The organism is Burkholderia alba (assembly GCF_034721475.1).
GTDB classification, from domain to species: Bacteria; Pseudomonadota; Gammaproteobacteria; order Burkholderiales; family Burkholderiaceae; genus Burkholderia; species Burkholderia alba.
Map to the genome: position 1 here is coordinate 1 of NZ_JAWJWL010000007.1, position 13,281 is coordinate 13,281.

Annotated in this window: 10 protein-coding genes, 1 tRNA gene and 1 pseudogene; 5 read left to right on the plus strand and 7 right to left on the minus strand. The window is 60.9% G+C overall.

Going from position 1 to position 13,281, the window contains the following annotated elements; genetic code table 11:
- Positions 1-121 (plus strand): annotated as a pseudogene (locus tag RZR99_RS09400) (IS5/IS1182 family transposase); the annotation flags it as partial.
- Here RZR99_RS09400 and RZR99_RS09405 read toward each other — a convergent pair.
- A complete protein-coding gene (locus RZR99_RS09405) occupies positions 118-579 on the minus strand; it encodes an Lrp/AsnC family transcriptional regulator (protein WP_323119483.1) in 462 nt (153 codons plus the stop codon). The pseudogene RZR99_RS09400 and the gene RZR99_RS09405 overlap by 4 nt on opposite strands.
- Positions 580-700: 121 nt before the next feature.
- On the opposite strand from RZR99_RS09405, the gene RZR99_RS09410 reads away from it, so the two are divergent.
- Entirely contained in the window at positions 701-1,246 is a 546-nt protein-coding gene (locus tag RZR99_RS09410; RefSeq protein WP_323119484.1) for an RBBP9/YdeN family alpha/beta hydrolase, read from the plus strand.
- A 638-nt stretch (positions 1,247-1,884) separates the two neighbouring features.
- Here the strand turns inward: RZR99_RS09410 and RZR99_RS09415 are convergent.
- The 5 genes from RZR99_RS09415 to RZR99_RS09435 all read right to left on the minus strand — a co-directional run bounded on the left by RZR99_RS09415 (position 1,885) and on the right by RZR99_RS09435 (position 9,116).
- Entirely contained in the window at positions 1,885-2,142 is a 258-nt protein-coding gene (locus RZR99_RS09415; RefSeq protein ID WP_323119485.1) for a PAAR domain-containing protein, read from the minus strand.
- 10 nt (positions 2,143-2,152) lie between these two features.
- Positions 2,153-3,622 (minus strand): virulence factor, encoded by a 1,470-nt coding sequence (locus tag RZR99_RS09420; protein WP_323119486.1) that lies wholly within the window; start codon positions 3,620-3,622, stop codon positions 2,153-2,155.
- On the minus strand, positions 3,619-5,946 hold the full coding sequence (locus RZR99_RS09425) for a T6SS effector phospholipase Tle3 domain-containing protein (protein ID WP_323119487.1): 2,328 nt from the start codon (positions 5,944-5,946) through the stop codon (positions 3,619-3,621). Before RZR99_RS09425 ends, RZR99_RS09420 begins: the two co-directional genes overlap by 4 nt.
- Before the next feature lie 14 nt (positions 5,947-5,960).
- Entirely contained in the window at positions 5,961-8,732 is a 2,772-nt protein-coding gene (locus tag RZR99_RS09430) for a type VI secretion system Vgr family protein (RefSeq protein WP_323119488.1), read from the minus strand.
- A gap of 308 nt (positions 8,733-9,040) precedes the next feature.
- Positions 9,041-9,116, minus strand: a tRNA-Lys gene (locus tag RZR99_RS09435).
- A gap of 200 nt (positions 9,117-9,316) precedes the next feature.
- On the opposite strand from RZR99_RS09435, the gene RZR99_RS09440 reads away from it, so the two are divergent.
- Entirely contained in the window at positions 9,317-9,721 is a 405-nt protein-coding gene (locus RZR99_RS09440) for a PaaI family thioesterase (protein ID WP_323119729.1), read from the plus strand.
- 26 nt (positions 9,722-9,747) lie between these two features.
- Entirely contained in the window at positions 9,748-10,617 is an 870-nt protein-coding gene (locus tag RZR99_RS09445; RefSeq protein ID WP_323119489.1) for a patatin-like phospholipase family protein, read from the plus strand.
- A 65-nt stretch (positions 10,618-10,682) separates the two neighbouring features.
- Here RZR99_RS09445 and RZR99_RS09450 read toward each other — a convergent pair whose 3' ends face one another.
- Positions 10,683-11,699, minus strand: coding sequence for a D-2-hydroxyacid dehydrogenase family protein (locus RZR99_RS09450; RefSeq protein WP_323119490.1), 1,017 nt, complete (start codon positions 11,697-11,699; stop codon positions 10,683-10,685).
- Positions 11,700-12,149: 450 nt separating this feature from the next.
- Here RZR99_RS09450 and RZR99_RS09455 point away from each other — a divergent pair, with 450 nt between their 5' ends.
- Entirely contained in the window at positions 12,150-13,205 is a 1,056-nt protein-coding gene (locus RZR99_RS09455) for a LysR family transcriptional regulator (protein ID WP_323119491.1), read from the plus strand.
- Positions 13,206-13,281: the final 76 nt, after the last annotated feature.

Below are 13,281 nucleotides of genomic sequence, written 5' to 3' on the forward strand. Positions count from 1 at the left end.
GCTACATAACTTCCGGCGACTGCGTATCCGCTTCGAGCGCTTGGCGTTCATTCATGAAGCTTTCCTGAAGCTGGCCTGCTGCGTCATTTGCTGGCGACACTTGCAAAACTCATTGTGTTAACAACTCTTAATCTCACCAATCGCCTTTGGTGGATAGCTGGCAAGGACGATCGAGGTGGTCACCGGTCCGAATCTGGCCAGCGTGTCAATGGCTTTCTCTAGCTGGCTCATTTTTTGAACTACCACACGGACGAGGAAGCAGTCATCGCCCGTGATGCGATGTGCTTCAATGATCTCCGGCATCGTTGCAAATGCCTTCAGGCATTTTGTGATCTGCGTGTGAGTCGTCTGTATCCGAATGAGTGCGGATACATCACGGCCCATGAGCCCCGCATTGACCCTCGCCGAGTAACCCTCTATCACGCCGTGCTCTTCCAGCCGCTTGATGCGGGCGCTGACCGCTGGCTGAGACAGTCCAATCTGCTTACCTAGCTCGGTGTTGGTTACGCGTGCATGAACTTGCAACGTCTCAATAATGCGCCAGTCGAGTCGATCCAGTTCCACCTGCTTTGGTTTCATTCGAATACCCCTCTAAATTCCGCCATTTTCAATCCGTACCACACCGATTTCATCGGTTTGGCTATTCTGTCAGAGGCCGTCGGTTCCTACACTGGGAATTCAAATCTGGAGGAACCTACACATGAGTCGACGCGTTCTGATCGTGCCTGGCCACGGCAATTCGGGAACAGCGCACTGGCAAAGTATCTGGGAATATTCGAAGCCAGGATATTGGCGCCGCATGAAGGTCGGAGATTGGGATCACGCCGTCTGCGACGAGTGGGTGGCAGCAATTGCTCGCGACGCGGAAGCACTCGGCCCTGATGTGATCATCGTCGCTCACAGTCTCGGTTGCCTTGCGGTTGTGCATTGGGCGGTGCGAAACACAACCGCCATAGGAGGGGCATTGCTCGTGGCTGTTCCAGATCCATCGGCACCGGCCTTTCCTCGCGCCGATAGCATTGGATTTTCGCCTGTACCGTCGGTAAGGCTTCCATTTCCGAGCATCGTGGTCGCAAGCGACGACGATCCCTACGCAGCAATCAGTTATGCGCAGTCTTGTGCAAACTCCTGGGGCAGCGAGTTCCTCAATGTCGGAGCACGAGGGCATCTGAACGCCGCCAGTCACCTGGACGACTGGGCAGAAGGATATCGGCTCCTCCAGCGTTTCGACACGAGCAATCTTTAGAACGCAGGCCAGAGGTATGCGCGATCAGCGGAGATCGACTGGCATTTTCCAGGGAAGCAGCTCATCGTCATCGTCGGCGCTCTTTGCCAACGGTAGACGTTGGAACCGCTTGCTCCCCTCGTCGTAGCGGCGACGTCCGTCGCTGCTTTGTCGAACTACTCTTAACTCTGAGTGTTTGTCAGCCATAGGTGTCCACCTAACGTAGGTAGACACTATGTCGCCAGCCCGGCCGTCAATTGATAGACGTCAATGATGGACCGCATACCGTCATTCGTGCGCGAGCGCGGCGGATTACGGTGCATCAGGGTCGCCGCCGGGTTCGCCCACACCCGAGGGGATACCGGGCCTGCCGCAGGGCTGTAGCCGGCCGCCTGATGTACAGGAGAGGCGTTTGGGGGGCGGGCCGTGCCCAGATGATGTCGATCGACCCGGCGCGCGCAGTTGTGACCTTGCCCCACCTGCCCGCAAAAACGAGCGATTTTTATGCGCGCATGCACATGCCATCCCGGGCCGCCCGGCGCGGGCCGCGCGGCGATAGGCGGCCCGATTCGTCTATGCACTTTTATGCGCCTTGATGATGCAGTCTCCCCTGCTGGCTGAGGCCGGTCAGGCAAAGCCTCGCGCGCTCGCAGGGCTATCTACTCTCTGCCGGATGTCGGCAGGCTGGAAATCAGCGTCGCACCGCACGATGTCTTATGCCCCTGAAAGGCCGCGTCGGCGCCATCCACGCTGAAATGGGGGGCCCCCTCGACGATCACGCATTCACCGTGCATCGGACAGCTACAGCGATCCCCTTTGCGGGCGACCGCCCGATCCATCACTTCGCTGTGTGGCGCCCCCGATTCCACCCGGCCGCCGTGGCTATGCAGATCACCCACTCGAATCATGCCCCGCATGAGTCACCTCTCAATATGAGTAGCCTTGCACGCCGTAATTCGTGTCGAATCGGCGGCCCCACCACGGCAGATACGCGTTGTCTTCGCCGCGCGCGCGGAACCAATCCTTGTCGGGGTCGATCGGCGTGAGTTTCGACGGCGGCACAACCACCACGGCCATCGGGTGCGCGGCGTCATGGGTGCCGGCGACCAGGGTGTTGCCGCCGAAGTGATTCGCCCGGCCGATCGCGAGCGCGACATTCGTCAGCGCGGTGCCGGCGCCCATCTCACCCAGCAGCGCGGACGTGTTGAACGTCTGTTTCGGGTAATCGAATTCAGGCAGGGTCTCGGTCAGCGTCTGCGACAACGATCCGAGGCGCGTGGACGCGGCGTCGCTGCCTTTACCCGCGTCGTGGACGATGAACTGAATGCTGGCCGGGTCAACATTGGCGTTGTGCGCCGCATCGGCGATCGTCGCCTTCCACGCCTGGACGGCCTTCGTGGTGCCCACCTTCGCCTCGTAATCGCCGACGTTGCCCGTTGCCGCCTTGCCGATCCACGCGAGCGGTTCGCGCTCGGTCTTGAGCTCGGGGCCGGCGAGGAACAGCAGCGTGAGGTTTTCGTTGATCTGTTGGTCTTTCGGGGGGAAGCTCGGCGCGTCCCAGTTCATCACCCACACGCTTTCTTGCGGATGCGTTTGCAGATAGTCGAGCGCAGCGTTCAAGGAGGTGAAGCCGGCATTGGTGCCGCCGACGTGGACGCGAACGTCAGGCGGCGTGCTTTTACTCCAAAGATCCTTAAAATTCTGATTGCCAATATTAAATTCAGATGTGACTTCTTTTACGAGATAATTTTTGGCCTTTTCCGAGTCTAATCTGCTTGGAATGGCCAATTCAATATGAATGCCCGCTAGCTCTCGCCAATTTTTCTGATTTGATGATTGGACGGTATAAAAATATCGCGAATTCATCACATATTTTGTTCCAAATAATACAAACACGCTCTCGATGTATTTTTGATAAAAGCCATCGAAACTTTCCCGCCCATTGTTGCCATCTGCAATTCCTGCCGCAGCTTGGATTGCAGAAAATCCTTTTGGATCTTTTCTCACCATGTCGTCGTTTTTATTCGGTTTGACGAGTCCCATCGTCCACAGCAGTTGCCATTCGGTCGGGTAATCACGCCGCTGCAAGGGGTTCATCCATTCAAGACCCACCACCTGGGCAAGAAACGGTTTCGCCGGTGCGGTCATGGTCGGGGAGGCCGATTCTTTGACTCCTGCAGCTTGTGCAGTTGATGCCGACCAGGCCGTCGTGAAGGCCAGTACGGCAAGTCCTGCCAGTAGCGGTAGTGCAGCCAATCGTTTCATAGTCTCTCCGATGTTCCATACACCTGTGTCACCCTGATAGTGGGCCCGAACCATCATCGCCCCGACCACCAGCAGCATTGTGACGATCGCCACTGCCAGTCGTCGCGGCCAGGTCGAAATCAATGACATCATACGACCTCCCCGACAACCAGAATCTTGCCGCCTTCACGTTTATCGTCAATTTCCGATGGTAATGTTGCCTCGGGATCTTTGTTAATCCAAATTTGCAAAGAATCGCCGTGCATTGTGCCATCTTTAAAATATTCAAAGTAAATTCTGTTTGGATTGTCCGCGCTTAAACCTTTTCCGAAACGCCAATCCGCCTCGATTCTGAAATCGTTCAATTGCGTTTCTGACAGCCTGGATATTCCGATGGCCACATCATAGGCGAGCGCCATCTTGGCGTGCATCGAGTTCGTCATGATGGTCGAATGGTTCGTCGGGTTGTTGATCGCGCTGTCGAGAATGTTCACGATCTGCTTGTCTCGCCATTCCTTATAGCCGTCGGGCATCTGCGCACCCGGACCGGCTTCGCCCACCACGACCCCGTCTTGCACCCAATTCGAATTGTTGTCGTGTCGCGCCTCCATCCGCGCGATCGCATGATCCTCGTAGCGTTGGCCCGCTTCGCTGTCCACGTCGCCCTGCGCCTTCATGTCGTCTTGCAGTTTCGTATCCTTGGTGCTGGGTCTGAAATTGTCGTAGGGGTCGTCGCTGTTCGTCCCGGATTTGTCCTTGTTGCGGTACGCGGCTGCCGGGTCGTTTTCTTCATTGAAGTCGCTGGTGGCGGTCCCGTCCCGTACTTCTTCGATAGGCTTGCCGAGACGGATCGCCTTGGGCGTAAAAGTCTCGGGCAGGCCCGGCGCGTCGCACAGGACGTTCCACCCCTTGGGCGGCTCGCCGTTCGCCCGCGCGACCCCCAGACTCGAGGTTGTCATCGTCACCACGTAGAGGATGGGGGCGAGGGAAACACTCAGAATTTTCGCGACCCAGTGTTCGTTGCCGCGCAGGTTCTTGACCAGATCGAAGCGTGCGGGTGGCGAGGTCGGATAGAAGAACAGCTTGGTCGAGCCTTTCCCGTAGCGCCAGTCATTTTCCCAGGTGTAATAGGTCACGGGCTCCTTGGTGCCGACCGTCCAGCCGCTGGCGAACACCCGCTGCGTGAACAGGCTGGTGCCCTTGACCAGGGCCACTTCTTCCGGGCGTAGGCCGCGCCATCCCATCCCCTGGACGGGCGCCGCCGAAATCACCTGGTCGTGCGGATTCGAATACAGGGTCACGCGCCCATAGGTGTGATTCTGCACGCCGTAACTGGCACGATCCCCGTCCGGGTCATACAGCGGCTGGTTGTCCGGGCCCGGCTGGTGATTGGCCATCGTCATCCGGAAGTCGAGCGCATCGCGCTGATCCTCCCGATCCTTACCCTGTGCGATCAGCGCGAAGAACTTCTTCAGCGTATCGACCCGCGCCGTGTTGCCTACCCGGCCGCGGTTACCGTGCGAATCCTTGTCGTTGCGATCCGTCCACACCTCCATCCCTGGCGAGCCATCCCCCTTGGTCGTACCCAGCAAGCTGTAGGGCGGGTTTGCCAGCACATAGGTATCCGCTACGCACCGTACGCCAGCATCCTTGGAGAGTCGATCGCCGAGGAACGCGGCGGCCATGCCGACCATGTTCCCTTGGCTATGGCAGACCACCGTGACCGGGACGTCCGGCTGGGCCTTCCGAATCGACTGAATGAGCTTCGCCAGGCGGAGCGCGGCCATCACGTTGTAGGAACGTGGCGGCGTCTCGAAGATCGGTCGGTTGGTCGGATTGATGCCCTGAACGTTCAGGAAACCGAAGATGCGCGGGTCGACGCCCAGATTCCACAGGTCCGGCAGGCTACCGCAGCCGTTTGCGAACGGGCCGCCGCCCCAGTAGTCCTGTTCGTTCAGGAAGATCTTGTCGCCGTATCGTTTCAGCTCGTCCTTGTTCGCCTTGTAGCCCCAACGGAAATGGATCACCGGAGAAAATGTATCTTCGGTCGGCTGAAGGTAGGAGCGTGACCACAGCCGGGGATTGATAAACCCGTCATCCGTGAGACTTTTCGTGTATTTCATCGAGGCCATTTGGCCTGCTGCCTTGCCCGTGTGGACGAGATGATCGTCCAGCCGGCCGAGCCGGCTGTTCAGCCCGGCACACAACCCTTCTTCGCTCGCTTCGAACCACTCGCCTTCCGAATTCACGCCGTGGACAAAGATGACCACGCCGGGCAGCGGCATTTGCAGGATGCACAGCAGCTTGGCCTGATTGAGCAGCGTCGCGCCGTTGCCGCTTGCGACCAAATAGCGGTCCGATGTGCTGTCGCCCGAGGACAAAGCGGGAGGCGTGCGCGGATCAAGCCCAGTTCCGTCGCTGTAGGCTGATGGGTCGTTTCCCGGCGTGCCCGGTGTCGTGTCGGTGGTGTCCGTCATCCTGATTTCCCCGATCAGATTTTGTTTTTGAAGAATTGCACGGCAAGCTGTTCGAACTGGTTGCCCTGGATCGGCGCGAGATCGCCTGTCGCGCTCGACTGCCCCTTCACCAGCTCGCCCGACGCCTTGGTGATTTCCGCCTGGACGCCTTGCACCCCCTGGCCATCGGTCGGACGCACCAGCGTCGGCACGCGGCCGAGCGTCCCCTGGTCGAACTTCGGCATATCGGTGCTCATGCTGGCGGGGCCGGCCCAGGTGTGACTCGCCGACTTGACGATGAATGAACCGGGACAGCCCAGCTCGATATTCGCGCCGTCGATCTTCAGGTAAGCACCGCCCGACGTGGTGAAGGTAATCTGCTCGCTGGCCATCCCGACGATCTTGCCGCTGGCCGCCGTGACATGAACGTTCTTCGCCGAATCGATCTGTGTGTCGTCAGCCTGACTCTGTATCAGCACCTTGCCCTGATTCGCGATCGCCGACAAACCATTGCTTTGCGCAAAGATCGAGACGCCGCGACCCGCCTGAAGGTTGAGCCGCTGGCCCGCCGTGTACTGCAAGTGATATTGCGCGACCGTATCGATGTTGCGGCCCGCGTAGGTCGCCACGGTTTTCGGCGTGGCGACGCTGATCCCTTCCGGCGCCGTAATGCCAATGGCCGCTTGCGGTGCACTGGATGGACCCGACGCCGCGCCGTTCTGCCAACTCTTCACCGTGGCGGCCAGCGCCTCGTGCGGCTGCGTATCCATCGCAATGCCTTGATGCTGCGCGGCGTAATCGCCCAGGCTCTTGAACAGATCGACGCACTCCTGCATGAGCTGGACGTACTCGTCGCGCGCCAGATGGGCGCCGCTCGCGTTGAGCTGTTGCCAGGCGGAAATCAGCATGGCTCGACCGCTTCGGATGGCCAGATCGGCATCGGTGCGCAACTCGGCGCCTTCGCCTCGCGCTTCGCCCTGGCCATTGGCGCGCGGCTGGGTCAGAAAACCGAAATTAGCTTGAGCAGCGCTATGCTCGCTGGCCAACTGAACACTGATTTGCTGCGGGGTGTCATCGAAGCGGAGCTGCCCGTAGCGCTGGCCCTTGACTTCCTTCGACTTGAACCCGGACAGGTATTTGTTACCCGGCAGCGCGCCGGTGTGGCTGAAGGTGGCCGGCGGGTTTTTGCCGGACGAGAGCACGCCGATGATGATCATCTTGTCGGGGTCGCCGCCGATGCTGCCGATCAGCACTTCCATGCCGATCCGAAGCGGAATGTTTGCTCCGAAGCTCGCGCCGGCCAATGCACAGGCGACCCGGACAGGCGCGCTGTCGGTCCCGTCGCCATTCGTCCCGACGCCTTGCGCGTGTGTGTGATCGTCGGATTTCAGCCCCTGAATCTGCACGCGCACCCGGCCGAGATCATCAATGAAGATTTCCTCGCCTTGCGGCCCGACCACGACGCCCGTGATGAGGTACGTCGGCGGCAGGTCAACGCTCGGGTCGTAGGCCGGTGTGAGCGGCACGCCCCGGCGCACGCACGAGAATGTGTTCTCGTAACGCGTCTCGCCCTGGCGGATATCGGTCGATGCAGCGGGCGTATCCTCAAACAACGGGCGGCTGGCCTCGAACAGCGCCAGCACCCGATCGTTCAGTTCCTTGGGGAGATTGTTGCTGGCACGATGATGAATCGACGTCACGACGAACTGGCGTTCATTGGGGCGGCGCAGATCGACAACGGGATGATTTTCCACCTCGAACCACTGACCCACGCCCAGATCGCGTACGCCACTCATTGCGTCGATCCGCTCGGCACGTAGCTCATGCGCAAGCATGCGATCCCTGCCAATCTGTTCGTAGTGGTCCCAGGAGTCGTAGGCGTGAGGCACATCGATCACGTCGTCCGACAGGAGGCGGGCGATATCGTTGCCCGCCTCGCCTTGATCGAGCGAGCTGGCGTCGTCCACCTCGTGAACCTCGCCGCGCTTGTAGTCCCAGCTTGTGCGTCGGACACGGCCTGCCACCAGTTCGAACATCCATGACCAGTAGGTAATCGAGTCGCGCAGCTCGGTCGCGGCGTCGCGGGGGTGATATCGCACGGTTCCCGCCGTAGATTGCGAGAGCCGCATGGGATCGTCGCAGAACACCAGGGTGTGAACGGGATTGTCATCCTGTGCGCTGCGCGGTCGATCATCCGATTTCGCCGGCCCGGATTTGACGTACATCGTGACGCCGTCCCGACGCAGAAGGCGATCGATGAATTTCCGGTCGGTCTCGTTGGACTGCACGGTCACTTGCCGTGAAGGATAACGGCCGCCATTCAGCCCCGACAGATCAAACTCGAATGCTCTCGCCAGCGCCGGGCTGCGTTGCCGCCATTCGCTTAACAGGACACGAAGAATCTCGGGCAGGGTTTTGTTGCGGAAGATGCGCGAGTTCCGGCGTTTCTCCATCACGGACAAGGCATCCTGGATGGTGAGCTGAAAACAGGTCAGCGACCCGTCCGATTGTCCGGGGCGAATCTTGGTGACGATGCCGCTGATGGTCTGCAACTGCCCCCGGTCGGTGACGATTTGCACGGAGACGGGGCGGCCGAGGATTTTTTTGTCGGCGAGGTTCGCGTCCGATGAGACGCAGGTGAGCAGGCCATACAGGCCAGTCATGAACCCTTCGGTGATATCAACGCGATGGAGTGCTAGCGACTGTTCGAGGGCGCGTTGATTCGGGCCGAAACTCAGACGAACGGGGCGATTGGCGGGGTCGAGCGCGGCAGATACCAACTCGCGCACGGAGGCGGCGAGATTCATGGCAGGTCTCTCAGGTTTAGTTGGCTGCGTGGTAGCGAGTGCGCCGCTCTACGCATCCACTAATTGAGAGGGTCGTTCGCCTGAATCGTCCGAGATTAGCAAAAGACGAAAGGAATGGCGAAAGACTTTGACAAGAAATGACAGTTATGGACTGGGGTACGGCGTCACGGGGTGACGAGTGCGAGGAGGAGGTAATGCCCCAAGGTGTAGGGAGCATTCTCACGCGTCGATTATTAGACAGCGTCTAATATCCAGCGGAGCAGCAAAAGAAAAAGGACCTAGCATCGCTGCTAAGTCCTTGAATTCTTTGGTGGGGCGTGAGTGACTCGAACACTCGACCTACGGATTAAGAGTCCGCTGCTCTACCAACTGAGCTAACGCCCCCAACAGAAGCGGAATTATGCCGATACTTTTCCGGCTTGGCTAGTCTTTTTTCGAATTCCCTGAAAAAAGTTTCTCGGAACCGCCCGGTAATGTTCCGCAAGACGCCCGCCGAGAACCGCACGTCGCGGTTTGCGCGGTCCCGGTATGATGTCGCCCACACCCTGCGCGACCGTCGCGCGGCCTTTACCGGGTACCCGATGATGGACGAAAACACTGTCCGCGATCTCCTCGATCGACTGCTCGCGCCGTGGGTGCGATCCCTGTCCCTGACGCCTGTCTCCATATCGGAGGAGAGCGTCACGTTGCGCTTGCCGTTTTCCGGCGAACTGCGCCACTCCGGCGGTGTGATCTGCGGCCAGGTGTTCATGGCCGCCGCCGACACCGCGATGGTCGTCGCGATTTCCGCCGCGCTCGGCGAATTCCGACCGATGACCACCGTCTCGCTCAACACGAACTTCATGCGTTCGGTGCGCAAGGGCGACGTGCTGATCACAGCGCGCGTGCTGCGCATGGGCCGCAATCTGGTGTTCGGCGAAGTCGAACTGTTCGACGAGGACGGCAAGATGGCGGTCCATGCGACCACCACTTACGCGCTCGTCAGTTGACCCCCGCCACAAGGAGCGGCACGCCGATGTTCGATCAGGTCGTATTCGCGGGCGGCGGGAATCGCTGTTGGTGGCAGGCGGGCTTCTGGGATGTCGTGCAGCCGGGCCTCGACGTGAAGCCGCGCGTGATCACCGGCATCTCGGCCGGCGCCGCGACCGCCTGCATGCTCTACATGCGCGACTCGCAGTGGGTGATGCGCTATTACGCGCAAGCGCTCAAGCACAACCGGAAGAACGTGTACTGGGGCAATCTGCTGCGCGCGGAGCCGGTCTTCCCGCATTACCGGATCTATCGCCAGGCGTTGCTCGACATCTACGGCGAACGCTTCGAGAAGCTCGCCGACGCGCCGGAGATCCGCATCGGCGTATCGCACGTGCCGCGCTGGCTGGGTGCGCGCAGTGCCGTGGCCGCCGGAATCGTCGCCTATAACATCGAGAAATACGTGCGCAAGACGCTGCATCCGACACTCGGCCGGTCGCTCGGCTTTCGTCCGGAGTTCGTGCGCGCGCAGGACTGCGCGCGCGTCGACGATCTTGCCGACCTGATCCTGCAGTCGTCGTGCACCCCGCCGTTCACCCCGGTGCTGCGGCGCGACGGCCGGCCGGTGCTCGACGGCGGCATGGTGGACAACGTGCCGGTGGGCGCGCTCGATCCGGCGCCGGGCCAGGTGCTCGTGATGGTGACGCGCCGCTACCCGCGGCCGCAGATGTTCACCGTCGCGCACGGCGAACAGCAGCGGCTGTACGTGCAGCCGTCGAGCAAGGTGCCGATTTCCAGTTGGGATTACACGAGTCCGTCTCAGATGCAGCATGCGTACGATCTCGGCCGTCGCGATGGCGAGCGCTTCCTGACTTCCGCACCGAGTCTGATGGCTGCAGGCGCAACAGGGCGCTGACGTGCGGCGGCGGATGGCGAACGAGCGCAGGCGGCGCTCGTTCGAGAAGATAGCCGCGCGGGCGTTTATCGCCGCGGCCGGCCCGGATTCAGCGCATCCGGATTCGCGACACTCGACTGATCGCCCGCATCGAACGCGAGGATGTTCCGGAACGCGGCGCTGAAATACAGCTCGTAGCTCTCACGCTCGACATAGCCGATGTGCGGCGTGCAGATCACGTTTTCCATTCGCAGCAGGTTGTAGCCCTGCAGGATCGGCTCGCTCTCGTAGACGTCGATCGCGACCATGCCCGGCCGGTTGTGCGATAGCGCATTCACCAGCGCGTTTTCCTCGAGCAGCTCGGCGCGGCTCGTGTTGACGAACAGCGACGTCGGTTTCATGCGCAGCAGGTCCTCTTGCTTGACGATGCCGCGCGTGTCGTCGTGCATGCGCAGATGCAGCGTCAGGATGTCGGCCTGCTCGAAAAAGGCTTCGCGGCTTTCCGCCGTTGCGAAGCCGTCGGCGCGCGCTGCTTCGAGCGAGTGCTCGCGGCCCCAGATCAGCACGTTCATCCCGAACGCCTTGCCGTAGCCGGCGACCATCCGTCCGATCTTGCCGTAGCCCCAGATCGCCAGCGTCTGTCCGCGCAACACCTGGCCCAGCCCGAAGTTCGGCGGCATTGCCGAGGTCTTGAGCCCGGATTGCTGCCACGCGCCCTGCTTCAGGTTCGCGACGTACTGCGGGATGCGCCGCTGGGCGGCCATGATGAGCGCCCAGGTCAGCTCGGCGGGTGCGATCGGCGAGCCGGTGCCTTCGAGCACCGCGACGCCGCGCTCGGTACAGGCATCGATGTCGATGTGAGTGGAGATGCGCCCGGTCTGGCTGATCATGCGCAGATTCGGCAGCTTTGCCAGAAGTTGCGAGGTGATGTGCGTGCGTTCGCGAATCAGCACGAGTGCTTCGACTTCCGCCAGGCGGCTCGCGAGCTGCCCGAGGCCGCGCACCGTGTTGTTGAAGATCTTGACTTCATGGTCGGCCAGCAGCTCGAAGCAATTGAGCTTGCGGACGGCGTCCTGATAGTCGTCGAGGATGGCAATTTTCATGGCGTTCGCGATTCGCGCGGTAAGCGGTGGTACGGCGGCTGCGCCTAACGGCGGCGGCCGGGCCCAATGATGGGGCCGTAATGATCTTATGACGGCGGGGCGACAGGTGTATCTCTTTTTAACAGCTTGTTACCGGGCCTCGCAAGCGGCCGGAACGGTACGCGAGCACCCCGGAGATCAGATTTTTTTCACCGGAATGCCACAGTCAGGCTGTCGCGACGGGCCCGCGGCGTTTCTCAAACAGGCGACTCGCGAGCGCCGTATGTCACTTTGTTTCTTAAAACAGAATAATTGAGCCGCATCTCTGTGAGGATTGAGCATATTTGACTGTTTTTATCGAGATTGGCCGGGATGTTGGGCAACTCTGCATCTTTTTCGCTGTCGTAGGAGAATTACTCATTTGCTTCATATTTTTGAAGCAGTAACCGGTCACAGCGGCAGGAGTTGTTTATGGATCATTTGCAGTCGATGCGAGTGTTCGTCAGGGTTGCGGATCTCGGCAGTTTCGCGCGAGCCGCCAGCGCAATGGATATCTCGAACGCGGTCGCCACACGTCACGTCGCCGATCTCGAAGGCCGGCTCGGGACGCGCCTCCTCAATCGCACCACCCGCAGCCTCTCGCTGACGGAGTCCGGCCAGGTCTACCTGGAGCGGGCGCGGCAGATCCTCGACGAGCTCGAAGACGTCGAGCAGATGGTGGTGGCCCGCAACCACGAGCCGGTCGGCACGCTGCGGATCGTCGCACCGGTCGTGTTCGGCCTGCACAACCTCGCGCCCGTCCTGCAGACCTATACCCAGCGCTACCCGAAAGTTATCCCCGATCTGACCCTGGTCGATCGACAGGTCGATCTCGTCGAGGAAGGTTTCGATGTCGGCGTGGTGATCGCTCGGCAGATGCGCAGCGCGAGTATTGTCACGCGTCGCTTGACAACCGGATGCATGACCGTCTGCGCGACGCCCGGCTATCTCGAAAAGCATGGGGTGCCGACCCACCCCGAGCATCTGATGGAGCATCCGTGCCTGAGTTTGCCGTCCGAGTACTGGGGCGACGAACGGGTGTTCACCGGAGCGGAAGGCGAAGTCCGCGTGCGGCCGTCGAACGTGATCATCGCGAACAACACCGAGATGCTGCGCCAGTTCGCGCTGCTCGGGATGGGCATCGCGATCCTGCCGAGCTACCTGATCGACAGCGATACGGCGCGCGGCAAGCTGGTGCGTCTGCTGGGCGATTACCGGCTGCCGCAGGTCGAGATCAACGTGGCCTATCCGAGCCGTCGTCACTTGCCCGCGAAGGTGCGCACGTTTATCGATCACCTGGTCGAGCACTTCAGCCAGGCGCCGGAAACGACGGCCGGCGACCAATGGGCCACGCCGCAGGGTCTCGCCCAGCCGACCGAAACGTTCGCCGCGGATGCGCTGGCCGAGCGCGCGAACGCCGATCCGGAACTGTCGCCGCGCTTGCCGAAGACGCCGCGCCCCCGCGTGGCGGTGCCGTCTCCTCTATAACGTTTCGTCGCATCGAGGCAGGCTGTCTTCGCGGGCAGCCGCGCCACTGCCGCAGGCAACAAAAAAGCGCGGACCC